We start from the raw sequence: 25304 nt of genomic DNA on the forward strand, positions 1-25304 counted from the left end.
GAGGCTTTTTTATTGTTTTCTACGGATAAATCATCTTTTAATAAAAAGGATGTCTCGGATTGCGATTACAAAATTTCTCTTGCCGGTAATCCTAATGTCGGCAAGAGTACAATTTTTAACGAACTGACGGGATTAAGACAGCACACGGGAAACTGGACGGGTAAAACAGTTGAGTTTGCCAGAGGTTGTTGCAAAATCAAAGACGCAAGGTTTTGTATTACGGACTTACCTGGATGCTATTCCCTGCTTTCATTTTCGGGCGAAGAGGCGGTAACAAGGGAGTGCCTTATACAAAATCAAAATGACTGCGTTGTAATAGTTGTTGACTGCGGAGTTATTGAAAGAAATCTTTCATTTGCATTGCAGGTGTTATCTGTCACAAAGAATGCTGTTCTTTGTCTTAATCTTTGTGATGAGGCTGAAAAAAACGGTATAAAAATCGACTGCGACGAGTTATCGCTAAACCTCGGAATACCTGTTGTGAAAACCTGTGCAACAGACAAAAAAGGTTTGGATGAGTTAAAAAAAGCGATCTATAATGTATGCAGCGGAAAGACAAAATGTTTTAGGGTAGAAAGAAATTTTGAAGGCGTTGATATACTATCCGAAAAAAACTACAAACAGAATATTGAAAAGCTTTCGCAAATTGGCAACAAAATTTCAAGTGACTGCGTAAAATATGAAAAATCAGAGTTAAATGCTTGTACAAGAAAGCTTGATAAAATACTTACAAGCAAAACCACGGGAATACCAATTATGCTTGCAATGCTTGGTATATTGTTTTGGATAACAGTTGTCGGTGCAAATTATCCGAGCGAATGGTTAAGCAATTTGTTTGGTTTTATAAAAGAGAAACTGTATATTCTTTTTGATTTTTTACACACTCCTGATGTTGTAACGGGACTTTTGATTGACGGAGTTTATACAACTCTGTCATGGGTGGTATCTGTAATGCTGCCGCCTATGGCTATATTCTTTCCGTTGTTTTCGCTTGTTGAGGATTCGGGATATCTGCCGAGAATTGCATTTAATCTTGATAGGTATTTTTCAAAGTGCGGTGCTCACGGAAAGCAAAGTCTTGCTATGGCAATGGGTCTTGGCTGTAATGCCTGCGGAGTTACAGGTTGTAGAATCATCGAGTCGCCCAAGGAACGGCTGATTGCAATTCTTACAAATAATTTTATGCCGTGTAACGGACGGTTTCCCACAATAATTGCATTACTGCTCATGTTCTTTGCAGGTACGACATTTACGCTGAGCAGTTCGCTTGAGGTAGCGGCATTGTTGATTGGAATAATAGTTTTCTGCGTTTTTATAACACTTGTTATATCTAAGGTACTTTCAGTCACAATATTGAAAGGCGAACAGTCCGGATTTGTGCTTGAACTTCCGCCGTACAGAAAGCCGCAGATTTTAAAAACTATTGTCCGTTCGCTGTTGGACAGAACTTTATTTGTTTTAGGAAGGGCTGTTGCGGTTGCCGCTCCGGCAGGTGCGATAATCTGGATTCTTGCAAATGTGCATATAAGCGATGTTTCACTTTTAAAATATTGTACTGATTTTTTAGATCCGTTCGGCAGATTTATCGGGGTTGACGGCGTTATAATAATGGCATTTATACTTGGATTTCCTGCGAATGAAACCGTTATTCCTATTATAATTATGTCATATATGGCAAGCGGTACTCTTGTTGATTATTCAAGCTACGATCAGCTGTTTCAACTTCTCAGTATGAACGGCTGGACGATTACAACGGCTGTATGCACGATTATTCTTTGCATTCTTCATTATCCGTGTTCAACAACCTGTTTGACAATAAAAAAAGAAACAGGCAGCCTTAAATGGACGCTTGTTTCTATGGCATTGCCTACTGCAATGGGAATTGTGCTTTGTATGATTACAGCAGGTGTTATGAGATTATTTTAAGTCAATAACTTCAAAATCATCGGGAACAAATATATTTCCGTTAAAAACTGTTCTTGCCTCTGAAGTATATGTACTTTTGCGTGTTTGAAGTGTTTCGTCCTCGGTGTGATACAGGATAAGATTTTTTGCAAAAAGACTCTCTGCAAGTTTTCCTGCATCAAGTGCTGTGCTGTGGAATTTTTCGTAAGGCTTAAAAATATCTTTTTGACTGTAAAGACAAAAAGCTTCACACATAAGATAATCACAGTTTTGAACAAAATTTCTGCATTTTTCATTGAACGGTTCATCACCGAGACAGGTGAGAACTTTTCCTGACGGAAAAACAGCCTTGAATCCGAATTGCTTTGTTTTGTCTGAAAATATATCAAAGAAAGTGAGTCGGATACTGCCGGCATTTTGCTTTTCACCGTCTTTTACTTCATTGATGAAAATTTTTGTATTGATATTTTTGAGAAATTTCGGTGCAAGTGTGTGGTTGCAAATTGCCGTGATTGAATCAACACATTCATCGTGGCAGTAAATATTAAAATTACCGTCATATTTGCCTGAATTCATAAGAGCGCTTATTTGCCTTATTACCCACACGGCACCCAATATATGGTCGGTGTGAGAATGAGTAATAAACATTGTCTTTATGCTGTTCCAAGCTACTCCGGATTTCTTAATTGCGGATAAAATCCCGTTTCCGCCGCCTGCGTCAACAAGAAGACAGTCGTTTTCGGATTTCAGAAGAAAACAGGTATTATAACAGTTGGTAACCATCGCACTTCCTGTGCCGAGCATAATAATTTTTTCGTTCATACAGCACCTCGAAAATACAGGCAGATACAAGAAAAATGTATCTGCCTGTAAATTTTATTGTAATTTTATTCTTCTGCTTCTGCAACCTTCATCATAATGGCACATTCCATTCTTTTTCTGAAAAGCTCACAGCCGTATTCGTAAATACCTGTGATTGAGCCTGTTGCATGATAAGCGTTTGCGGCACAACCGCCGCTGCAATAAAGTCTTGCCCAGCAGTCTTTGCAGTCGGGACGGGCGTATGCGTTACAAAGCTTAAATTCGTCCTGAATTTTCGTGTTTGAAACACCGTTAAAGATATCGCCGAGCTTGTACTTTTCATCGCCTACAAACTGATGACAGGGATAGAGGTCGCCCCAAGGTGTTACAGCCATATATTCTGTACCCGAACCGCAACCCGAAATTCTCTTATAAATGCACGGACCGCCTGTAAGGTCAATCATATAATGATAGAAGGTGAGCGGTCTGCCCTCTTTTTCACGCTTGAGCATTTCCTTTGCAAGAATTTCGTACTGTTCAAAAAGGATAGGCAAATCGTCATATGTAAGTGCATATGGGTCATCGGGAGCACATACAACCGGCTCCATTGAAAGCTCTGTAAATCCCAAATCCGCCATATGGAAAATATCGTTTGTGAAGTCTGTGTTATTATGTGTATAAGTGCCTCTTACATAGTAACCCTTGTTGCCTCTTTTTTTGACAAATTCCTGAAATTTCGGAACGATAATGTCATAACTGCCCTTGCCGTTTACAGTTTTGCGAAGATGGTCATGCACTTCTTTTCTGCCGTCAAGGCTGAGAACTACATTGTGACATTCTTTGTTTGCAAATTCAATTACATCGTCATCAACAAGCATACCGTTTGTTGTAAGTGTAAAACGGAAGTTTTTGTTGTGTTCCTTTTCAATGCTTCTTGCATAGGCAACAACCTGCTTTACAACATCAAAGTTCATAAGAGGTTCTCCGCCAAAGAAGTCAACCTCAAGGTTAACTCTGCTGCCTGAATTTTCAATGAGAAAGTCAATTGCTCTCTTGCCCACTTCAAAGCTCATCAGCGCTCTCTCGCCGTGGTATTTGCCCTGACTTGCAAAGCAGTATTCGCAGTTAAGGTTACAGGTGTGAGCAATGTGAAGACAAAGCGCTTTGATTACTGTGTTTCTCTTTTTAAAGTCAAATGCAAGGTTTTCGTACTTGTCGTCTGTAAAGAGCTTTCCTTGTTCCTCAAGCTCTTTTACATCATCAATGCAGTCGGAGATTTCTTCTTTTGTAATCTCAGGATTGTCTGCATATTTTGAAAGCATTTCGTCGATTATCTGTTCTTTTGTTGCGTTTTTGTACATTGCAATAACATCATAAGCAAGGTCATCGACTGCGTGTACACTGCCGCTGTAAACATCAAGAACTATGTTGTATCCGTTAAGTTTATACTGATGAATCATAATATCTCCGTTAGACAAAAGGAAAGCCGTTAACCCTTTGGGAAAACGGCGATAATCCTTAATAATCAAATTAAAATAGAATTATTTCTCGCTCATGCACTTTTCGCACTGCTGGTTAGCAACGCCGCAAGATGTCTTACACGCTGACTGACATGAAGTCTGGCACTCGCCGCAACCGCCTGTCTTAACGCTCTTCTTGAGGTCACGAGTTTCGATAGTTTTAATTCTCTTCATAATAAATCAAACTCCTTGTTAGATTTTGTTAGTTTAATATTATCACACAGCTATTGATTTGTCAATCTTTTTTAACTACGCTTATGTTGTCCGTCATACCGCCTTTTGTTGACATAATCTCAACCTTGCAGGCTGAAAGATATTCAATGTAATTTATAAGTTCCTTGCTTATAATTTCACCGGGTACGATGAGGGGAATTCCGGGTGGATATGCCCAGATATACTCGGCAGAAGTTCTGAATTCCGAATTTTGGAACGGAATAGTTTCTTTGTTGAATTTGTACAACTCGCAGGCGTTGAAATTTTTGCCTGTGTAGAGATTTTTTAACGGAACACGCTCGGTGTCGGCTCCTTTTGAAAGTTCGCTGTCAATTGAAATCAGAGCGTCTGAAAGCATATCAAAAGCTTTTTCAGTGTCACAAACAGATGTCATGGCAATTACATAGTCCGAATATGCCATTTCGGTTTCAATCTGATAATTATTTCGCAGTATTTCGGCAAGCTTTGTTCCCGAAATATTTGCGTTCGCTGTTGAAATTACAATTTTGCCGATATCATAATCAAAATCAGTATCGCTTTTATCATAAATTTTCAGATATTTTAGATTTTCAAGTTTTTCTCTGACCGTTTTAAGATTGCAACAATATTCCTTGAATTTATCATTGCTGTTTTCGCAGAAATCAAGGCATTTTTCGATTGAACTCATTAAAATATATGACGGACTGCTTGTTTCAAATACAGCTAAATTTTCGGCAAGAATTTCAGAAAGCTCGCTGTCATTTGTTATGAGCAATGCAGTTTGAGTTAATGACGGCAAAGTTTTGTGCAGACTCAATACTGCGGCGTCTGCACCGCAGTTAAGTGCTTCATCGGGAAAACTGTCCGAAAACGGAAAATGCGCTCCGTGAGCTTCGTCAACAAGTAATTTTGCTCCGTGTTTGTGACAGATTTCGGAGATTGACTTTATATCCGAAACAACTCCTTCATATGTAGGCGAAGTTATGATTACAAGTCTGATTTCATCATTGTGTTTTGTAAGTTTATCTTCTATATCGCAAGGTGAAACCGATGTAAGAATATTGTATCTGCTGTCTGTATCGGGAAAAATGTAATCGACATTGAGATTAAACAGTTCTGCTGAATTATATACAGATTTGTGACAGTTACGAGCCATTAAGATTTTGTCGCCTTGATTTGTCATTGAGCGAATTGTTGAAAGTATTCCGCCTGTTGAACCGTTAATCAGAATGAAAGCATTTTTTGCATTGTAAAGTTTTGCAGCTTTTTTCTGAATTTCATCAATAACTCCGTTTGGTGAATGGAGATTGTCAAAATCATGAATTTCGGTTATGTCGATATTATACGGTATTATACCCTCTTCTGTAATGTCCGTTCTTTTGTGTCCGGGCATATGAAAAGGATATATGCCGCTTTTTGAATAATTTTTAAGCTTGTCGTACAGCATATATCCTCCGATATTTTAAATATTTAGTTTGTACCGAACTCAGCGAGTTCAAGTCCCTTGTTGTGTTCAAGCGCCCAGTTTATGCTCCAGTAGCTTGTAAAGAGCAAAAGATGGTTGCCTTTAAGATCCTGAATTTTCTTAGTATCCGACGCAAGGTCGAGAGTTTTCGGATCAAGGTCATCGTTTACAATCCAACGGATAAATTCATATGGGAGTGTTTCCATAATGATATCACAGTTGTACTCGTTTTGAAGCCTGTATTTAAGAACATCAAACTGAAGTACGCCTACAACGCCAACGATAACTTCCTCCATACCTGCGTCAAGCTCCTGGAAAATCTGAATAGCACCTTCCTGTGCAATCTGACTTGTACCCTTGATGAACTGTTTGCGCTTCATTGTGTCTTTCTGACGGACAAGTGCAAAGTGTTCGGGAGCAAATGTAGGAATTCCCCTGAACTGTACCTTGTGTCCCGGTGAACAGATTGTGTCACCGATTGAGAAAATGCCCGGATCAAACACACCGATGATGTCGCCCGCATATGCCTCGTCAACAATTTCTCTTTCCTGAGCCATAATCTGCTGCGGCTGTGAAAGACGCATTTTTTTGTTGCCCTGAACATGGAACACTTCCATATTCTTTTCAAACTTGCCGCTGCAGATACGCATAAATGCAACTCTGTCACGGTGAGCCTTATTCATGTTTGCCTGAATTTTGAAAACAAATGCAGAGAAAAAGTCTGACATAGGCTCAACCTTTTCATTAACTGTTTCTCTTGGCAGAGGTGGAGTTGTGAGCTGTAAGAACTGTTCAAGGAATGGTTCAACACCAAAGTTTGTAAGAGCCGAACCGAAGAATACAGGAGTAAGCTGACCGTTGCGGACTGCTTCAAGGTCAAATTCATCGCCTGCACCGTCAAGAAGTTCTATTTCATCAAACAAATCCTGCTTATGATAGTAGCCTATTGTACCTTCAAGGGCAGGATCGTCAAGCGTAAGTTCTTTCTTTTCAACTTCTTTTTGACCGTTATTAGCGGTGAAAGCAAGAATTTTCTTAGAATTTCTGTCATACACACCCTTGAATTCCTTACCTGAACCGATTGGCCAGTTTACGGGATAGGTGTGAATTCCGAGAACATTTTCAATGTCTTCAAGAAGGTCAAAAGAATTTTTTGCATCTCTGTCCATCTTGTTGATGAATGTAATGATAGGAATATTACGCATTACACAGACCTTAAAAAGTTTGATAGTCTGTTTCTCAACACCCTTTGAACCGTCAATTACCATTACAGCAGAGTCTGCCGCCATAAGTGTACGGTAGGTATCTTCCGAGAAATCCTCATGTCCCGGTGTATCAAGAATATTTATGCAATAACCGTTATATTTAAACTGCAAAACCGATGATGTAACAGAAATACCACGCTGTTTTTCAATTTCCATCCAGTCGGACACAGCATGCTTTGCGGTTCTTTTGCCTTTTACCGAACCTGCAAGGTTAATTGCTCCGCCGTAGAGCAAGAGCTTTTCCGTAAGTGTTGTTTTACCCGCATCAGGATGCGAAATAATCGCAAAGGTTCTGCGCTTGCTGATTTCTTCTTTAAATGAACTCATATCTTTCTTCCCTTCGGAGGTTAAGTATATCCACAATTCTATATTTTACTATTTTTGGATGGTATATGTCAATAAAGAATGAAGAAAATGTGAGAAAAATAATTGCTACAAAAACTTGACAAATTTGTAAATATATTGTAATATATTGGTACAGAAGGACTTAATGTGATTTTTCCTATTTTTTCATATACCTTCCAAATCGAGGCAGAAACTTGTGTTTCTGCCTCAAAATCATTTATGAGGTTTTTTATGAGTAATTCTATCGGTCTTTACATTCACATACCGTTTTGTAAGCACAAATGTCCGTATTGCGATTTTTTCAGCGGGAATGCAGATGAAAACGCTTTCGATAATTATGTGATTGAATTAAAAGATAAAATAAAATACTGGTCTGAAAAAGCCAAAAGAGATGTTGCAACCGTATATTTCGGCGGCGGTACGCCGAGTGTTTTGGGTGCAGACAGACTTTGTGATATTCTTGATTTTATCAAGTTTAATTTTAATATTCAAAATAATGCCGAGATTACGGTTGAGGTCAATCCCGACTCCGCCAAAACTATTGATTTTAAAAAAATGTATGCCTGCGGATTTAATCGCATTTCAATGGGTATGCAGACTGCTGTTGAAGATGAATTAAGGCTGCTTGGGAGAATTCACAGCATTGATGATGCAAAGACTTCTGTTGAAAGGGCTAAAAGTGCGGGATTTAATAATATTTCACTTGATTTGATGATGGGAATTCCTAATCAGACAATTGAAAGCCTTGAAAAATCAATCAGTTTCTGTGCCGATTGCAAAGTTACTCATATTTCATCATACATTTTGAAAATCGAGGAGAATACTCCGTTTTATAAGGTGCAAAATAAACTTAAGCTTGCCGATGATGATATGCAGGCTGAAATGTATCTGAAAGCTGTTGAAATGCTTGATTCTCTCGGATACAAGCAATATGAAATTTCTAATTTTGCAAAACAGGGTTATGAAAGCCGACATAATACCAATTACTGGAGATGCGGTGAATATATCGGCATAGGTCCGTCTGCACACTCATTTTTTGAGGGCAAAAGGTTCTTTTATTCGAGAAGCATGGACGATTTTAATAACAATAAGCTGTCTTTTGAAGGTACGGGCGGAGATGAGGAAGAATTTATTATGCTCTCTCTCAGGCTGAAAAGCGGTCTTAATTATTCTGAATTTGAGGAAAAATTCGGATACACCCTCCCCTCTTACATTATCAAAAAAGCTAAAGAGTATGAAAAATACGGCTATACAAATGTTACGGACAAGTCGATCAGCTTTACACCGAAAGGTTTTCTTGTTTCAAATTCAATAATCAGTGAACTGATATAAAAAACGCTCCGAGAATAAATTCGGAGCGTTAATTTTATGTTATGAATTTGTATGTCAGATTAATACAATGAAGAGTATGAACCGCCGCCGATAAGCGATGTAAGAACACTTGTTGCAAATGTACTTGTGTTAAATGACCACATAGTAAGTTTTGCGCCGATGAAGAATACAATCATAAATGCAACGGCAACGATGAGTGTGAGAATTAAAGTGAATAATGCAGAGTTCTTTGCTTCGGGAACATTAGCTTTTACCTGATTTACAAGTGAAATAACAAGGTAAAGCATAACGATTACGAAGAAGAACAGGAACATATATACGCTGATTAATGCGCAAAGACCTGCCAAAATCCAACCGATTGATGCCGGAATAGATTCAATTGAAAATGTGATGAATGAATCAATAAATGCTTTGGCTGTGTTTTCTTCGGTTTTGTATTTCTTTACATATGCAAAGAGAATAACAGAATAGAAGCCGCCGATAAGGACAGTAGTAACAAGACTTACAAGAAGTGTTTTCGGAAAATCAAGTGCGCTCATAGAAAGCATAAGAAACATATTGCCAAGAATGAGTGCAATAAAGAAAATTGCCGAGAAAAGAGCGCCGAGAATGATGTCTTTTTCAGCCTTTGCTGTTTTGATAACAGTTTTGGAATCCTTAAAGAATGAAGTGAACACAACAAGAATGTTCTTTAAAGCCTTAACAAAAGCATTTTCCCCAATGGGTGCTGTGTTATTTACGGCATAAGGCGACTGCTGTGACTGAGGGTTTTGCGGCTGTGCATACTGTTGCTGAACAGGGTTCTGATACTGTGGCTGTTGTGGCTGAACAGGCTGCTGATACTGAGGCTGCGCCTGTGCATTTGCCTGCTGAGCCTGTGCCTGAGCGGCTCTTGACTTTTCGCAGTTGCAAACAGCATTGTCTTCAAGCTGTGCTCCGCAATATTTACAGAATTTCATGGTGATTCCTCCAAGATAAAATAATATGTAACAGGTCTTATAGCTACCTGTTGTTTGTTTATTGAGAAGTGATAACATCAACGCTCACATTATATCACAAATTACAGCAATAATTCAATATTTCTTACAATTTTTTAATTTCTTACACTACAGAAAATTATATGTTAAAATAATGAAATGATGTACACATAGCAAATAATTACAATAAAACAGCGGCAAAAACTATAAACTTAAGTTTTTGCCGCTGTGGTTTAGTAATAATACCTTATAAATTTTATATTGTAGTAATCACAGGTTGTGATGTCGTTGGTGTCAATCTCATTTATAAGGATATAATCCTGAGCAACACCTAAAAGATAGCCTGTTTTCTGAACAATTGTGTTTGCTCCCATGAGAAAATCAACGGTGATTCGTCTTCCGATTTGTGTTCGCATAAAACCGTTGTGATATCTCAGACTTTCGGCTGTTACAGGAAACGGATATTGATAATCACTCATCGACATTCCAATATTCTGCCTTATCGGCGTTGCAACGGTGGCTCCGGAGCTCGCCGTTGTAGCAGGGGTTGCAGGCAAAACAGGTATAGATGTATCTATTTTTTTTAAGTTCTTAATGAACGGTATATTTTGAAGACTTCCGCTGTATTTATTTATATTTTCAGGTTGTTCTTCTGATGTACTTCCGCCCTCTTCATATGCTATTTCTGCCTGTTCAAGCGAGGGATTGTCATTTGATTTTTGAACTTTTTCTGTCATATTGGGGTGTGCAACAGACGGTGCGCCCTGATTGTGTCGCATAATTTCGTCAATCGCAGGAATATAACATCCGATATCCGCTTTGTTTGACGGACAAGAATTATTGAGGCAGGCTTTGTTTTTGTCAAGTCCGTAAAGATGTTCGGGATTAATCTGATTTGCCATAGGAGTTGTATTAACTGCCATATTTGAAGAATTATCCATTAAGCTATGCTCCTTTATGTTTTGGAATAAGCCTCGGTAGGCGAATAAAAGCAATGATCCCCTACCCTGTTGTAAATTACTCCGTTGTTTGACGGAAAAAATGTTGGGCAGGTATCTGAAAATGGATTAAAATAGAAAATTGAATTTCCGACAGATGAATCGGTATTGCCCGCCAATGCCCAATCGGCAATGTTATAGTGAATTTCGTCAGGACGTATATTGTAAACATTCTGAGGATTATATTGTCCTCCGACAGTTGTTTTAAGACAGGTAAATTGATTTGGTTGTTCCATTATGGCACGGAAATCTCCGCCCTTGCTGACTCTTGCAAATTCCCCGTTTGGAACACGGGTTCGGTTTACAATTACCGACGCAACGGCACGCATTCCGTTTTCACCTTCCCCACCTGCCTCACATTTTAAAAGCCTTGCAAGCAATTCTCTTGTACTCAATGCCACCTTTTTCACCAACCGTTATTTTATTCAATGATATTTTATGCATAAATTAACTTGTTGTTACAAAGAAAAAGCTTGCGATAAATGTGTTATTCACGCAGACAGAAAATTCTGTTTTATAGAAGCAACTCAGACGGTGTTCGATAATCTTTTGAGATGCCAACTACAACATTTATTCAGATTAGCTGTTGCTGTCTACTTCTTTACTTGCTTTTGCAGGGCTATTTTGCCAATCACCGAACCATCTGATAAATTGTTTGCTTTGCGTGATTTTGTTAATCTTTTTGTCGACATTATTGTCAATACTGCGTATAATGGTGCTAATGCACGGCTACTATGAAAAGTTGCTGCGCAAATACCCGGATGCGGTCACGGTAAAGGATGTGGTAACCCTGACCGGCTACACCCTGACCACCGTCCACAGCTGGTGCAGCCGCGGGTCGCTGAAAGCCTTTCAAAAGGGACTGAAGTTCTGTATCCCGAAAATCTTTCTTGTGGATTTCTTCTGCTCCCTGATCTTCCGCTCCATCACCCGCAAAAGCCTGTGGCATATCCAAACGCTGAACGATTTTCAAAGGAAGATGAAGCATAGAAAATAAAACTTAATATATTTCTGCATCTCCTTTGTGTGATAACTACAAAGGAGATGATTTTTAATATAATACTTGCATTCTTTTCGTGAATGAGATACAATGATTTTGCTTGAAGGCATAATACATTAAATTTGAAACATTGTATCTTAGTGTTTATTCCTGTTTATGAAAGTGAACCCGAGTAAACAAACGGAAACAAAGAATTATATTTAATGATGTATGTCTGGCATTGTATTTCCTATTCTCACGGGGAAAGTGTTTTTGTCAGGCTATTATTATGCCTTTTGGTAAAATACATTACCGAAAGGATTTTTTATTATGGAAAAAGAATTAGTATGGAAAATGGTGCAAGGACAAATCGGATATGATTTTAAAAATCTTGATTTGTTGCAGCAAGCTTTCACTCGTCGCTCATATACCGCAGAGAACGGCGGTGAAAACAATGAGGTGCTCGAGTTCATTGGAGACAAAGCACTTGATTTTGTGATTGTTAAACTGCTTATTCAGAAGTACGGGCATTTAGCAAATGGGGATTCGGTTAACGGAACAAAGCTTTCTGTTTGGGAACAAGAATTCAAACGTAATCAAGTGGGTTACGAAGCGCCGGTAGTAAATAGCTTCGGCTGTGACTATGACGAAGATAACTTATCTAAAATCAAAAGTCGAATGGTGAATAAAAAAGCATTGGCTCGCCGAATGGATGAACTTGGTTTTTCCGAATATCTTATTATGGGTAAGGGCGATATACAGAATAATATCAACCAAGAAGATTCTGTAAAAGAAGATTTGTTTGAAGCTATTATCGGAGCTGTTGCAATCGATTCAGGATGGAATCTGAAGAACTTGCAAAAAGTGGTTGAAGCAATGCTTGTTCCCGAAGACTTTCTAATTAATGATACCGACACCAATTATGTGCGACTTATTCAGGAATGGGAAATAAACGAGAATGGGTGCATTCCTTGGTATAAATACAAAGAAGCTTCTTACTCATCGACTTGGTATTTAAAAGAGGATAACACTATATATCAAAGCTTTCCGTTAGATTACAACTATTCTAAGCTTAAATATCATTGTTACCTCAAACTACTTGATTCTTTACCGGTGTTTTGCGGTTTTGGTGTGTCTATCCGTGAGGCAAGGATGGCTGCTTGCAAATTAGCGTATGAGTATCTAGAGAGAAATGATATGCTTCCATCTATCCGTGACGAAATTGAAAATCCTAACCGTGATGATGCAATTAACCAACTTGAAACATTGGCTCGAAGAGGTTATTTTTCCATTCCTACTTATGAGTTCAAGGAAACATATGATGACAATGGTAACCCCATTTGGAATTGTGAATGTCACATAGCGGAAGAAGATTATTACTTTGATGGGACATCCATATCAAAAAAAGAGGCAAAGAAAGATTCTGCTTTTAGAATGCTTTTTTATGTACTCGGAATGGAGGATGAATAAGAATGGCCAAGTGGTGTTTTAATTATGAGTCCGGCGAATATGAATACATCGAAAAGGATGGCTTCAGTATTGACCGAGGTGAATATGTTTACAATTGGGATGATAGCGAATATCGTCACGATGACGAAGAGGAAGAATGCCGCAATTCTTTATTTGATGATGAAGATGACGACTGACCCCAGTTGCTAAAACAATACAAATGTGCGATTTAAAAATTCGCATACTCGCACCTGTTTTTCGATTTTGCTAAACTGTAATCGAAAGGCAGGTGCATTTTGCATTGCAGACCTGCCGGGGAAATTTTGAATGGGAGGATCACATATGAAATCGCTATTTGAGCAGCTGGGCGGCACTTACACAAGGCAGGGCGACTATTGCCTACCCGATGTTTGATTACCGCCCGAAGAAGAACGCCCCATCGGCATTTACGGCCAGCGGCGGCGAGTTTATCTGAAGAAGCATCATCGGGTATTGTATTATAACCTGCTGACCGCCGGGGTGCTGGACGGGCACCTCGCAGACATTGAGGAGCAGGCGCAGGAACTCTTTCTTCGGCTGGTAGAACAATACGCAGACACCGAGGGCGTGACGGAGGCCTTGAAAGCCGATGACCCGATGGCGTGGGTGCGGAAGATGAACGGCATCCTACATCGGACAAACGAGGTCGTGATGCAGGAAATTGTATATGGGTAACGAGCAAGCGGGGGTCGATGACCTCCGCTTGTTTTGTGTGCAGAAAAGAACAATGCTGTTTTAAAACTACATTGTTCCGAACTTTGTTGACATTGTTCTTTTATTCGGGTATAATGTACTTGTGATTTTATGCGTGGAGGTATCCCTTATGGCTGAAATGATCTCGGTAAGAGAGGCGGCAGTGCGCTGGAATATAACGGAGCGGAGAGTTGCGACGCTCTGCAAGAATGGGCGAATCGCCGGTGCGAAAAAGCAGGGCAATCGTTGGCTGATCCCCGCTGATACGCAGAAACCGGCGGATCAGCGGCTCAAGACGGGCGCTTTTCGCAAGACGGAGCGCGCGCCGAAGCTGCCCCTGCCCATCGGCGTGTCCAACTACTGCCTTGCCTCGTCGGAATACTATTATATCGACAAGACGATGATGATCAAGGATTTCATCGACGAGCGTCCGATGGTGACGCTGTTCACCCGCCCCCGGCGTTTCGGTAAGACGCTGAATATGGATATGCTGCGCACTTATTTTGAAAAGAACGACAAGGATACCTCCGTCTACTTCCAGGATAAGAAGATCTGGGCCTGTGGCCAGAAGTACCGGGATTATCAGGGCAAGTATCCTGTGATCTTCCTGACCTTCAAGGATGTGAAGTTTGATACTTGGGAGGAGACCTTTGCAGCCATCCGGGATATTTTCGCAAAGGAGACCCGGCGGCACAAGGAGTTGCTGGCCAGCGATAAGTGCGACGAGTACAGCAAAAAGACCTATGCAAAGCTGGCAGACGGCAAAGTCAGCGAGGTTGAGCTGGCTTCGGCACTGCTGGACCTGTCCTCTATGCTGCACAAGCACTATGCCGTTGCGCCCATTATCATCATCGACGAGTATGACACCCCCATCCAGCAGGGCTATCAGAAGGACTATTACGACAAGGTCATCCAGTTTATGCGAAACCTGTTTTCCGGCGGGTTCAAGGATAATCAGCACCTGTCCTTCGGCTTCCTCACCGGCATTCTGCGGGTGGCCAAGGAGAGCATCTTCAGCGGGATGAACAACCTGTCCATCAACTCCGTGCTGGACAACAAATACAGCGCCTACTTCGGCTTCACCGCCGACGAGGTGATGGAGATGGCGGAATACTACGGCGCTGCCGATAAGTACGATGAAATTTGCCAGTGGTACGACGGCTACCGCTTTGGCAAGACGGAGATTTTCAACCCGTGGTCGGTGGTCAACTACTTCAGCAACGAGTGTGAGCCGAGACCCTTCTGGGTCTCCACCGGCAGCAACGATATTATCGGGGAAGTGCTTGCCCAGGCAGATGAGGAGATTTATAACCGTCTGACCTCCCTGGTCAACGGCGAGACCTTCACTACCTTCATCGACACCGGCGTGATTTATCCGCAGATCAAAAGTAATCCCTCCACCATTTACAGCTTCCTGTTGGTGACCGGCTATCTGAAGGCACTGAAAACCACGCCCTCCTTCAGCGGCGATTTTATGTGCGAGGTCTCCCTGCCCAACCGGGAGATTTCTCTGGTGTATAACAAGGAGATTTTGCAGAGGTTAGAGAATCTGATCCCGCCGTCCACGGCGATTTCCGTTCAGGAGGCCATCTTCTCCGGCGATAACGCACGGCTGAAAGCGCAGATTCAGACGCTGCTGACCCAGTCGGTCAGCTCCTTCGATACTGCCGGGGAGAACTTCTACCACGGCTTTATGCTGGGACTGTGCGCCCTGCTGGGCGGCGCTTTCGTGACCTCCAACCGGGAATCCGGCGAAGGGCGCTATGACATTCAGCTGAAGCCCACGCAAAAGGGTCTTCCGGGCATCCTGATTGAGCTGAAAGCGGAGAAAAATTGCAGCGACGAAAGGCTGAAAAAGCTGTCCGAGACGGCCTTGCAGCAGATCAACGATAAGAAATACGAAACCGAGCTGACGACCGCCGGGGTCAGGACGATTTATAAATACGGCGTGGCTTTCAGCGGTAAAAAGGTCGAAGTGACAGTCGGATGAGGAGTGAGAATTCCAAAGTGTCAGCACGGTGGTTCCAAAGTATCAAATTGATACTTTGGGCAGAGATTATGAACAAAACCATATTGGAGGATGCAAAATGGGCACCAATATTTCGAAAAAGAAGCGGGACGACCTGCTGGACAAAATCAAGCAGATTCGTGCCTTTATCGCCGCAGCACCGCAGGATGAGAATACGGGCAACCTGCTCTCCTACCTGTCCGAACTCGAAAAAGATGTGAACGGGAAAAAGTACGGTCTCGTGTTCGAGGAGCATCGGGAGGAAATCGATGAGGTGTTGGATACCCATACGCCGGTGCTGACCGAGAATGCAGATCTGTTTATTGACTACGGCGGGCAGATGAATTTCCTGCTTGAAGGGGATAACCTTGCCGCACTGAAATTGTTGGAAAAGACTCATCGTGGTAAGATTGACCTCATCTATATTGAAATAATCATACCGAGTTTGATACAAGGAATTGGCATAATTAAAAGGTGTGCCTTTGCGGTGTAAAAACAGTCGTTGCGGTGTAAAATCCGAAACGGCTGTTTTTTGTGGCTTTTCTGCAAAGGCTATTTTCAATCCATTGACAAATTTATTGTCAAGAGATACTATATGTACAGGCGGGAGGCGCGAATATGGAAGAAATAATTCGTATGCAAAACAATCTACTTTTGATCCGACGCACCGTTGGTTGGACAGCCGAGGAGTTTGGCGAGAAAATCGGTGTCACTCGCCAGACCATCAACAATATTGAAAGCGGTCGCAACAAGCTGACCAAGACACAGTATATCGCCATGAGAAGCGTTCTTGACGCGGAAATGGCACAGGCACCGGAAGACACCGAAATGCTCAAGGTTTTGCTGGATGTTCTTGTAGATCATCCAAAGAACTATAGTTTCGAAAACAGAGATGAACTTTTGTCGAAGGCAAACATGATGGCCCCTTCTATTCTTGCAGGAACTACCACACGTGCTGATGTCTCCAAAGAGTGGATTAAAGCCGCTGGGGTGATCGTCGGTGGAACAGCCCTTTTGGGTCCGCTAGGCCTTGGAACGGGAATTGCGGCCATAAACGCTTGGCTTGTTAAAGCATTCGCATCAAGTAAAAAGAAGCCAACATTGAAGGAGAAAAAAGATGGGTGATTATATAAAAAAGAAAAAGGAAATGGTATTCCAAAGCGTTGACTCCCTTCAGCAAGTAGTAAATGTTGTAAACGAAGCAGCCGCAGCCCTTAATGACTCCAAACGGACCATCAAGGAAAGTGCTATTCCAGAGGTTCTTGCCGGAGCCCTTGGAGCAGGCATTGGTGGTGTGGGGTCTTTTGCCGCCCTTTATGGTTTGGGTGTCGTAGGTCTCTCTGCTGCCGGTATTACTTCCGGATTAGCAACTGCCGGTGCTATCGTGGGCGGTGGTATGGTGGCAGGCGTTTTCGTGCTGGCGGCGCCTATTGCCGTGTTAGCAGCTGGTGGTGTTGGTGTTGCCTCTCACCTTAAAAACAAACAACTGCGCCAGGAAAAAGAACGTCTATACAAAGAAGTCCTTGCTCGTCACGAAGCTATTATCCAAGCTTTGAAAGATGAGGCTGATGCAGACAAGGAGCGTCTTGAATACCTGCAAAGTCTGAACATCTTACTCCAACAGGCAGTTAAGGATTTGAGCCACGATCTGGGTATTGCGTAAAGGAGGTTTTCTATGGGAAACCGAATAAAATTACCAAATATAGACTTTGCCAAGGCCAGAGATGACATAGGTAGGTTAGCCAAAGATGTAGCGAAATTCGTCGGAAACCACAGGGAAAAGTTCCTCGGTGGTGGTTTGCTCCTGGTAGCCGCTGATGGCATCAGGGTGCGTCTTGGTCGTAAAAAAGATCAGAAAGCCTTTGAGGAAAGCTCCGTTAAACAGCAGAAGGTCGCATGTAAGCACGAAGCTGAAATCAACGCCCTGCGGGTAGAGGCAGAACAAGCCCACGAGGCCAACAGGCGTGTCGACCAACTTGAGCGAATCGTAAAGAATATCACTGAAGGAGGTGGTAGCGAGTGAGCAAGTTTAAGTACACAGAATTTGAGAAACAGATGAATTCTGTTCTGAAGCATCAAGACGAGACACTTGCAGACATCCACTTCCCATCCTCAAATGAGACAGATGCTACGATTGCGAGGACAGAGACTTTGCTTCGGAGGCTTGGATACCAACCAGAAGCACTTAAAGAGTTGGTACCTATTCAGCAATCGAAAAAAGTCATGGTTGTTCCTACTTGGGAAGAACTGTGTGCTGAGGCAGAGAGACATGTTGGTACGGGCTGTGAATTGGAGTCAATTTTCACAGAGGAAGAACTGCGGAGCAATGAACTTGCTATCCGCCAACTCAACGAAGAGTTCAATGTTATCCATCGCCTGGATGCCTTTGATATCAGTATAGCCGCCCTTGCCGGACTGGTCGGTGCTGCTGTAGATATTTTGCTCGTTGGAGTACCTACCAAAACTCCCGAGGGTTTGAAGGGTGGGCCACTTGCAAACTATGTACGGGACTATTTTGACAAAAAGTTCCCCGAAGAAGAAATGCAGAAACTCGCAAACTCGAAGGTCAGCAAGGTTCCGTATGATGCCCAGGATAACCGGCACACCACCATCCAAGTAGAGGGACTCTCTGCCTACTATCATAGACTTCTCCAGTTGGGGCATGACCCTCTTTTGGGGTTCATATTCGGTGTTGCAGATATTCTGACTGGCAGAATGACGACGATCGACAAAGCTGGAAACATAGTATCCCAGGTGATGGAAAGCTATGCCGACCGCAAAGAATCCGATATCTTTGCAGCCTTGGCAAAACAGGTCATTCACTTCAAGTCGGATGTTACTACATCGATGGGACTGCCTGCACCTTTGATGAGCCTGTTTAATCTCCTTCAGTTCGGTAGCATCGGAGAAGACGAACAGACCATTGCCGAAATCGTCCAAGGTATGTACTATGAGGGATACGATTTCATACACTTCTGCTCCATGTCAATCCCTGCAATGCTTGTGGAAGTCATTGTTCGTTTAGGGTATGCCATCAAGCGGATCAAGGAAGGCCATGCGGTGAAGGATTCTATCCCACTGTCTCTGAACAGAGAGAAGCATCCTAAGTTGGCAACAATGCTGTTTATTGCTCATGCCGGTGCGATTGCTGCAAATGCAGGTAAAGTCTACTTTACACAAAACCCTGCTGCAATTAACTATCCGCAGTGGATTGCTTTTGCAAAGTACTCGTACAGCCAACTCAAGTGGGTTTTGCTTGAGAAACCGGCGCTGCGTGAGGCGTATGCGAGAGGAAAAATCAACGAGGAACTGGATGCCGTTCTTACGGAAGCAAATGCAACATTTGATAGGTTTGCCGAGAGATACATCATAGTATTCAACTAAATTGGGAGGCTTATTTATGAGCAAATTGTTTGATTTTTCAGGTAGAGAAAGCAATGAGCACGCCCTACAGAATACGTGGGCAGAGTTCAGGCAACAGCTTGCAGATGGAAAATTTAAGTACAACGAGGTTGAAAAGGCCATGCATTCAACCTTTCTTCGAGTCTTTGATGATTTGTTTCAGCACGGACATCGTTTTCTTGAAAAGACTGTAGCAGAGACTTTATCTACTGACATCAGTATCGTTCGTGCCGCACGAATAAAGCCGGGGGATCCTGAGCCAAACTATGATCGATTTATTCCAAATGCTAAGTTCATTACAAGTGATAATAGGTTTAGCCCACCCGGAGTGGAATGGCTTTATTTGGCTTTCGCAAAAGAATCCTCATCGCCAGAGTATAAAATAGAAGAACAGTGTGCATTGAAAGAATGCCGCGCAACTACTGGTGACAGGTTTGCACTTTGCAACTTTCAAGTAGGCGCTGAACACAAAGACGGGATACTAATCGACCTGACAATAGCTAAAAAAAGCAATTATGAAGATATAAATGCACTTCTTGAACAATGTGGTAAACAGATTGTTGATAGGGAAATAACTAAGGGGTATGTTTGTGGCTTGACAAAGGGTGTTATACCAAAACCACGAACAGAAGACATTGTTCCGGCAATTGAAAAATGGGCGGTATTTACATATGCAAAATTGCTCGCGGAACAGATATTTGTGCCTATAACAACAGAAGACAAAAACCTGATGTATGCGCCATTTCAATGTATTGCGCAGTACTTTCTCTCCAAAGGATATGGCGGTATTGTATATTCAAGCACTGTATTTCCAGAGGGCAAGAATGTTGTTCTGTTTGATAAAATAGCAGCACATCCATACGGAGCAATCAGACAAATTGTAATCGACTTCTAATATAAAAACACCTCGCCGCAGGAGAACGATATTCCCGTTGCGAGGTGTTTTGCGTATGTTCTTATGCCTTAATTTCCATTCCGTTGCGGAAGGTAATCCGAACATCGTCTGTGGAGTGGACTGTCACAAAATCTATCAATCCGCACCAAAGGGCGGTGTCAAAGGTGTCCACCAAGTTGGCTTCTGCAAGAGTGGCAAGGCAGGCTTCGATGGTTGCCCTGCGAGACTGCTTGCTACGAATGGTCTCGTCCAGGGCTTCATGCACTTTTCGATGAGGGCGGAAACCACTGCCATTTCGCTTTCCACTTCAGCCTGTTCAGCTTTGAGACCAGCAAGGTCAAAGGCTGTGTCCAGCGATACCGTGAGAGCCGCAATAATCGCATCCTTTTGGGTTATCAGCTGATTGACCGCCGATACGAACATCGTTTTGATGTCATCCTCCGTCAGATGCGGTGTTGTGCATTTTTCGTCACCATCGAATTTATGATTACACTGTCAAATTACCCTGCAGTATTTGCTGTTGGAATGCCATACCTTTGAACCATACCACTCGCCGCATTGCCCGCATTTGATTTTGCTGGAGAAAAGGTGAACACCGCTGTGTGTCTGCCATTGCTGGATTTGCGGCGTTCCAGTTCCCGCTGTACCTGCTCAAATACCTCAGGGCTGATGATGGCTTCGTGGTTGCCCTCCACATAATACTGCGGAATTTCACCTTCATTGATCTTTTTCTTCTTGGTGAGGAAGTCCACGGTGTAGGATTTCTGAAGGAGTGCATCGCCCTTGTATTTTTCGTTGGTAAGGATGCTGTGGACTGCTCCGGCATTCCATTTCTCTTTACCGCCCGGTGATTTGATTCCGTCAGCAGTCAGTTTGGTGGCAATGCCGTAGGGAGACATTCCCTGCAGGAACATACTGTAAATACGGCGAATGGTGACTGCCTCTTCGGGATTGACCACTAAATTGCCATCGGGGCCACGGTCATAGCCCAAAAATCGGTTGAATGGAACTGTAACCTTGCCGTCTGCAAAACGCTTTCTCTGACCCCAAGTGCAGTTATCGGAGATGCTCCGGCTTTCTTCCTGGGCAAGGCTGGATATAATGGTGATGAGCAATTCGCCCTTGGAGTCCAGTGTCCAGATGTTTTCCTTCTCGAAATAAATCTCTACGCCTTTTTTCTTCAGCTGTCGGACGGTGGTAAGGCTGTCGACCGTGTTACGGGCAAATCGGCTGACCGACTTGGTAACGATGAGGTCAATCTTGCCCACCAGGGCATCGGCCACCATACGCTTAAACCCCTCACGGTGCTTGGTATTGGTGCCGGTGATGCCCTCGTCAGTATAGACCCCAACAAACTCCCAATCGTCTCGGCCACGGATGTAATTGGTGTAGTAGTCCACCTGGGCGGTGTAGCTGGTCAGCTGTTCCTCGCTGTCCGTAGAAACACGGGCATAGGCAGCGGTGCGGCGCTTTTTCTTTTCGTTAATCGGCGCTGCTGTAAACCGGCTGATCGTTGCCGGAATGGTTGTCACTCTCGCCATGTCGTTCCCTCCATTTCTGTTTCATGACTTCCCGCATATGCTGTTTTCTCTCATCAGAATGCTTGGGCATTTTCCGCTTATTTTCCCATTCGGCTTCAATGGTGTGACCATCAAGAAAATGTATGGAAAGCTGAAACGGTACGGTGATATGGATGCAGGCAACCTGCTCACGGAATGCCGTCTCATTAAATTCATTGAACCCTATAGCTTCTGCACACAATTTCATCAGCGTTTCTTCCTTTATGCTGGGACTGGAGCATTTTCCAGAGGATGCGCACCGCCATACTGCGTCATAGTTGCCATCTAACTTTTTGGAGAAACAGATAGCCACGGCTTCACGCAACGCACATCATTATCAGCAATAAGATAGAATGGACATTGCGAACAGAAATAGCGAATCAGTATAACTGCTGAAAACCGAATAGTATATTTAGAGGCGTAGCCTTCGAAGAAATCCGGAGGCTGCGCCTCTTTTTGCGTTCAGATAAAAAATATTTGAGAAATTTCTCGAAAACACCCTGCCAAAAGGCACCCCTTATTCAGAGTAAGTAGAAGGGCCTTTTGAAAATCTGAGAGAATTTTTCAAATTACTTTGCCAAAATCTCAAAAAATTTCCCAATTGATTAGTAGGAGGGGTACTTAAAATTTTTCTTCAAAAAGCCATTTTATTTTTGTCTGAAAAATTCCCAATTAAGTAGTAGAAGGGGACGCAGAAAAAATCTCAAAAGTTTTTTCGTACAAATCGAAAAAAGTTTCCCAGTTGATTAGTGAGGGGGGTTAAAAAACGAGCCTTCTCGCTGCCTACCTATTGAGGGGACTCTCTCCCTGTGCACCTTGAAAATTGAATCGCCACCTCCAGCCGTGAAGATCGGCACGACGCTGAAAATTCCGAAAATCAGCGTCATCAACTATGTGATGGAGAAGGAGGTGAAGAAAGTTGGATGAGATCAAGCGCCTGACGCCCGCCCAAAGGGCACGCTGTAACCGGCTGATCCGGAGGCTGTGTGCCAACTATGATGGCGGCGCAGCGTCGAACATTAAGCGCCGAGAAAGCCTTGATTTCCGGGGCTTTTTTGAGGGCGAAGCGGGTGCGGGCCAATTATTTGACCTCGGCATTCCCAAAATTCTTGGAGAGCCACGGCCTGCGCCGGATGCGCTTTCACGATTTGCGACACAGCTGTGCCAGCTTGCTGCTGGCCAACGGCGTGCCTCTCAAGCACATTTAGGAGTGGCTGGGACACAGCGACTTTACCACCACGGTGAACATCTACGCCCACTTGGATTACAAGTCTAAAATCACCTCGGCGCAGGCGATGGAGACAGGGCTTGCTCTACCGGAGGGTGGCGACTTCGGAAGTCGTTGGAGGGAGGGCTAAGCCGAAAATCCGGAGACAAAAACAAAAGTCTGCTTTGATCACTTGCTCTTAGAAAAAGGTATAAGAAAAGCCCATAATCGGCTTGATTACAGGCTTTTTCAGTGGCGGAGACGGAGGGATTCGAACCCTCGTCCCTCAAGGGGTATCATGATTTCGAGTCATGTCCGTTATGACCACTTCGATACGTCTCCGAATATTGGTGATTTACCTTGTTTATTGTACTTGTTTTTCGTGTGATTGTCAAGCAAAATTACACAAATTTGTAAATTTTAAATTTAATCCGTAAAAGCATAAATAAGTGTCTGCGATTATTATATGAACACTTATGCTTGATTTTGCGGACAGCTTTTCTTGAAAATTATGTACGAAAAGATTATTGAAACTACCATGCTCAAATTATTAATCGGCACAACTGCACCTGCGAGATCGTCTTGCAAGACTTTGAACAGCAGAGTTATGAACAGCCTCTTGCGGCACATGGAAGGCAGATATAGGCAAATTTATCTTTTGGATTTTATTTACATCAGACGGTTTTCCTTTTGCAAAAATAAGCAACCTAGCAATTATAAGCAACGCTTGTGCGGATTGCTGTTCCGAAATTTGATTAAGTTCCTTCTATGCTTTTAGGGTGTATTTTCCGTTTTTGATTATAACAAAATCCTTTGCCATAAGTTTGTGAAGAAGTTGCTTCGACTTTTTATGACTTATTCCGAGAAGTTCGGAAATTTCTTTTGAAGTTACCGCGATGTTGTCAGTAATGTATGAAATTACGGCATCTTGTCTGTCTGTTTCAATATCGGGACGGTTTTGTAAAATTTGAGTATTAGTTGAATTACTTTCGAGAACAAATGAAAGCTTTAAGGTGATGCTTTCGGGTTTGAAACTTTCTTCAATGACCGGCAGAACAAGTTTGTGGCTTTTCCAAACGGAGAAGATATTAGAAATACCGAAGCCGTCGTTACTGCCGATTCCTATCAGATTAAACATACGCATAATTGCCGTGTTTCTGGGGTCGGATATACCACCCGCTCTTGCGGCGTCGAGTTCAACTCTAAATCCGCCGGGATTGGACATTGTAATGCTTTCATCATCTTTCATAATAACAACACCGTTTGAGCCATAATAGTCGGCATTTATAAGGCAGTTTGCAAGAGCTTCCTGTAAGGCAGTTGTAATCGGTGTAATGTCTGATTTTATGTTTGCTGTCAGTTTTATATCGTATGAAATTTTTTCAAAGACCTTTATAAAGAAATCATAAAGGTTTTCACAGTCAGAATTTAAATCTGATGAAATAATTGTGTGTTTATCATCTTGTGTTGTTTCCTTATATTCAAGACAATAGGACGGGTATTCTTTTTTGATGAATTCTGACCTACCGAACATAAGAAGTCCTGCGGCTGTAGGGTGAAACAAAAGGTCTTCCCCTACTCCGATTGCTCCTATTGCCTGCAAGAAATCTTTATCCGACAAATTTTGAAGCCGATTATTTGGCTTAACATTTGACATTTTTATTCGGTAGCTATGGAGTGAATCGGTATTAAATACGGAAGCAGTCATGCATTCGATGATATTCATATCCTGTGTTTTAATCTCGGAATCACGCACCATAGCGTTAATTTGGTCGAGTGTGCAACGGTAGTCACCCTCGCCGTTTCTTCTGTATGAATTATGAATGCTGCCGTCAAGATACACGGGACGGTCAAATCTTTTGGCTTTTGGCACTGTAATAACGATAATATGCTTTTCTTCAATTTTTTGCACATAAACATCATCATATGAAAGAATGTTTGTGCTAACTTTTTGAATATCGTTTGCTATCTCCCAAAATTCCTCAATAAGTTCATCCGGATCGGGAAGATTTACGGGATGAAGTGATTTGTCCCTGTATTCTTCTACACCTAAAAGTATAATTCCTCCGAGTGTATTTGCAAAGGATGAATATGTTTCCCACAAGCTTTTAGGTAATCCGCCTGTTGCCTTTTTGGCCTCTATTCGATTGTTTTCTCTGTATTTTTCAATGTTGTTGAGGTCAATCACATTCATCCCTCCGTTATCCTATAAAATAATATTACAGTATTGTTTTTAATATGTCAACGCAGAAAAGGAACAAACGTTATAGTTG

At 42.3% G+C, this 25304-nt stretch carries 24 protein-coding genes, 1 tRNA gene and 2 pseudogenes; 14 read left to right on the top strand and 13 right to left on the bottom strand.

The genetic code is table 11. The annotated features are described in order from the left end of the window. The first annotated feature begins 12 nt into the window (after nt 1-12). Complete coding sequence (feoB, locus tag WMO31_RS03150) at nt 13-1926, top strand: ferrous iron transport protein B (RefSeq protein ID WP_367999178.1); 1914 nt, start codon at nt 13-15, stop codon at nt 1924-1926. Here feoB and WMO31_RS03155 read toward each other — a convergent pair. The 5 genes from WMO31_RS03155 to WMO31_RS03175 form a co-directional block, all read right to left on the bottom strand. Further along, nucleotides 1918-2727 carry an MBL fold metallo-hydrolase gene (locus WMO31_RS03155; protein WP_367999179.1) on the bottom strand — a complete coding sequence of 270 codons (810 nt, stop codon included), beginning with the start codon at nt 2725-2727 and terminating at the stop codon, nt 1918-1920. The genes feoB and WMO31_RS03155 overlap by 9 nt on opposite strands. Before the next feature lie 65 nt (nt 2728-2792). Beyond that, nucleotides 2793-4166: a thioether cross-link-forming SCIFF peptide maturase gene (gene scfB, locus WMO31_RS03160; protein WP_367999180.1), complete on the bottom strand. Its 1374-nt coding sequence runs from the start codon at nt 4164-4166 to the stop codon at nt 2793-2795. 81 nt (nt 4167-4247) lie between these two features. Continuing rightward, nucleotides 4248-4400 carry a six-cysteine ranthipeptide SCIFF gene (gene scfA / locus WMO31_RS03165; RefSeq protein ID WP_015523845.1) on the bottom strand — a complete coding sequence of 51 codons (153 nt, stop codon included), beginning with the start codon at nt 4398-4400 and terminating at the stop codon, nt 4248-4250. Between the two features lie 61 nt (nt 4401-4461). Then, nucleotides 4462-5865 carry an aminotransferase class I/II-fold pyridoxal phosphate-dependent enzyme gene (locus WMO31_RS03170; RefSeq protein ID WP_367999181.1) on the bottom strand — a complete coding sequence of 468 codons (1404 nt, stop codon included), beginning with the start codon at nt 5863-5865 and terminating at the stop codon, nt 4462-4464. A 23-nt stretch (nt 5866-5888) separates the two neighbouring features. Then, nucleotides 5889-7475, bottom strand: a complete 1587-nt coding sequence (locus tag WMO31_RS03175; RefSeq protein ID WP_367999182.1) for a peptide chain release factor 3 — start codon at nt 7473-7475, stop codon at nt 5889-5891. A 249-nt stretch (nt 7476-7724) separates the two neighbouring features. On the opposite strand from WMO31_RS03175, the gene hemW reads away from it, so the two are divergent. Further along, entirely contained in the window at nt 7725-8825 is a 1101-nt protein-coding gene (hemW, locus tag WMO31_RS03180) for a radical SAM family heme chaperone HemW (RefSeq protein WP_295240849.1), read from the top strand. Nucleotides 8826-8884: 59 nt separating this feature from the next. On the opposite strand, the gene WMO31_RS03185 is transcribed toward hemW, so the two are convergent. From WMO31_RS03185 to WMO31_RS03195, 3 genes are all read right to left on the bottom strand, one after another. Continuing rightward, nucleotides 8885-9784, bottom strand: coding sequence for a hypothetical protein (locus WMO31_RS03185; RefSeq protein WP_367999183.1), 900 nt, complete (start codon nt 9782-9784; stop codon nt 8885-8887). Nucleotides 9785-10035: 251 nt separating this feature from the next. Continuing rightward, the gene (locus tag WMO31_RS03190) at nt 10036-10743 is read right to left on the bottom strand and encodes a hypothetical protein (RefSeq protein WP_367999184.1); all 708 of its coding nucleotides are present in this window, start codon (nt 10741-10743) and stop codon (nt 10036-10038) included. 14 nt (nt 10744-10757) lie between these two features. Then, entirely contained in the window at nt 10758-11201 is a 444-nt protein-coding gene (locus tag WMO31_RS03195) for a cell wall hydrolase (RefSeq protein ID WP_046432708.1), read from the bottom strand. 320 nt (nt 11202-11521) lie between these two features. On the opposite strand from WMO31_RS03195, the gene WMO31_RS03200 reads away from it, so the two are divergent. The 11 genes and pseudogenes from WMO31_RS03200 to WMO31_RS03250 all read left to right on the top strand — a co-directional run bounded on the left by WMO31_RS03200 (nt 11522) and on the right by WMO31_RS03250 (nt 20265). Beyond that, nucleotides 11522-11797, top strand: coding sequence for a helix-turn-helix domain-containing protein (locus tag WMO31_RS03200; protein WP_367999185.1), 276 nt, complete (start codon nt 11522-11524; stop codon nt 11795-11797). 312 nt (nt 11798-12109) lie between these two features. Further along, nucleotides 12110-13249: a ribonuclease III domain-containing protein gene (locus tag WMO31_RS03205; protein WP_367999186.1), complete on the top strand. Its 1140-nt coding sequence runs from the start codon at nt 12110-12112 to the stop codon at nt 13247-13249. A gap of 2 nt (nt 13250-13251) precedes the next feature. Continuing rightward, a complete protein-coding gene (locus WMO31_RS03210) occupies nt 13252-13425 on the top strand; it encodes a hypothetical protein (protein ID WP_195230515.1) in 174 nt (57 codons plus the stop codon). 145 nt (nt 13426-13570) lie between these two features. Continuing rightward, nucleotides 13571-13942, top strand: a pseudogene (locus WMO31_RS03215) (TnpV protein). Nucleotides 13943-14090: 148 nt separating this feature from the next. Continuing rightward, on the top strand, nt 14091-15950 hold the full coding sequence (locus WMO31_RS03220; RefSeq protein ID WP_367999187.1) for an AAA family ATPase: 1860 nt from the start codon (nt 14091-14093) through the stop codon (nt 15948-15950). Nucleotides 15951-16047: 97 nt separating this feature from the next. Next, on the top strand, nt 16048-16461 hold the full coding sequence (locus WMO31_RS03225; protein ID WP_367999188.1) for a hypothetical protein: 414 nt from the start codon (nt 16048-16050) through the stop codon (nt 16459-16461). Between the two features lie 125 nt (nt 16462-16586). Beyond that, nucleotides 16587-17093 (top strand): helix-turn-helix transcriptional regulator, encoded by a 507-nt coding sequence (locus WMO31_RS03230; RefSeq protein WP_195230508.1) that lies wholly within the window; start codon nt 16587-16589, stop codon nt 17091-17093. After that, entirely contained in the window at nt 17086-17631 is a 546-nt protein-coding gene (locus WMO31_RS03235; protein WP_303830017.1) for a hypothetical protein, read from the top strand. The genes WMO31_RS03230 and WMO31_RS03235 overlap by 8 nt, the downstream gene beginning before the upstream one ends. A 12-nt stretch (nt 17632-17643) precedes the next feature. Beyond that, entirely contained in the window at nt 17644-17991 is a 348-nt protein-coding gene (locus tag WMO31_RS03240) for a hypothetical protein (protein WP_367999189.1), read from the top strand. Then, complete coding sequence (locus tag WMO31_RS03245; RefSeq protein WP_304019175.1) at nt 17988-19352, top strand: hypothetical protein; 1365 nt, start codon at nt 17988-17990, stop codon at nt 19350-19352. Before WMO31_RS03240 ends, WMO31_RS03245 begins: the two co-directional genes overlap by 4 nt. Before the next feature lie 16 nt (nt 19353-19368). Further along, nucleotides 19369-20265, top strand: coding sequence for an RES family NAD+ phosphorylase (locus WMO31_RS03250; RefSeq protein WP_367999190.1), 897 nt, complete (start codon nt 19369-19371; stop codon nt 20263-20265). A 135-nt stretch (nt 20266-20400) separates the two neighbouring features. Here WMO31_RS03250 and WMO31_RS11250 read toward each other — a convergent pair whose 3' ends face one another. From WMO31_RS11250 to WMO31_RS03260, 3 genes are all read right to left on the bottom strand, one after another. Then, nucleotides 20401-20688, bottom strand: coding sequence for a hypothetical protein (locus WMO31_RS11250; RefSeq protein WP_337367716.1), 288 nt, complete (start codon nt 20686-20688; stop codon nt 20401-20403). A gap of 77 nt (nt 20689-20765) precedes the next feature. Further along, nucleotides 20766-21806 (bottom strand): recombinase family protein, encoded by a 1041-nt coding sequence (locus WMO31_RS03255; protein WP_337943758.1) that lies wholly within the window; start codon nt 21804-21806, stop codon nt 20766-20768. After that, nucleotides 21748-22032 carry a hypothetical protein gene (locus WMO31_RS03260; RefSeq protein ID WP_367999191.1) on the bottom strand — a complete coding sequence of 95 codons (285 nt, stop codon included), beginning with the start codon at nt 22030-22032 and terminating at the stop codon, nt 21748-21750. Before WMO31_RS03260 ends, WMO31_RS03255 begins: the two co-directional genes overlap by 59 nt. An 865-nt stretch (nt 22033-22897) precedes the next feature. Here WMO31_RS03260 and WMO31_RS03265 point away from each other — a divergent pair. Continuing rightward, nucleotides 22898-23182: pseudogene (locus tag WMO31_RS03265) on the top strand (tyrosine-type recombinase/integrase); the annotation flags it as partial. A 102-nt stretch (nt 23183-23284) separates the two neighbouring features. Here the strand turns inward: WMO31_RS03265 and WMO31_RS03270 are convergent. Both WMO31_RS03270 and WMO31_RS03275 read right to left on the bottom strand, forming a co-directional pair. Then, nucleotides 23285-23373 (bottom strand) — tRNA-Ser (locus WMO31_RS03270). 424 nt (nt 23374-23797) lie between these two features. Continuing rightward, nucleotides 23798-25219 (bottom strand): RNA/DNA-binding domain-containing protein, encoded by a 1422-nt coding sequence (locus WMO31_RS03275; RefSeq protein ID WP_367999192.1) that lies wholly within the window; start codon nt 25217-25219, stop codon nt 23798-23800. Between the last annotated feature and the right edge of the window lie 85 nt (nt 25220-25304).

Origin of the sequence: Ruminococcoides intestinale (genome assembly GCF_040095935.1) — a bacterium.
Lineage (GTDB): Bacteria > Bacillota > Clostridia > Oscillospirales > Acutalibacteraceae > Ruminococcoides > Ruminococcoides intestinale.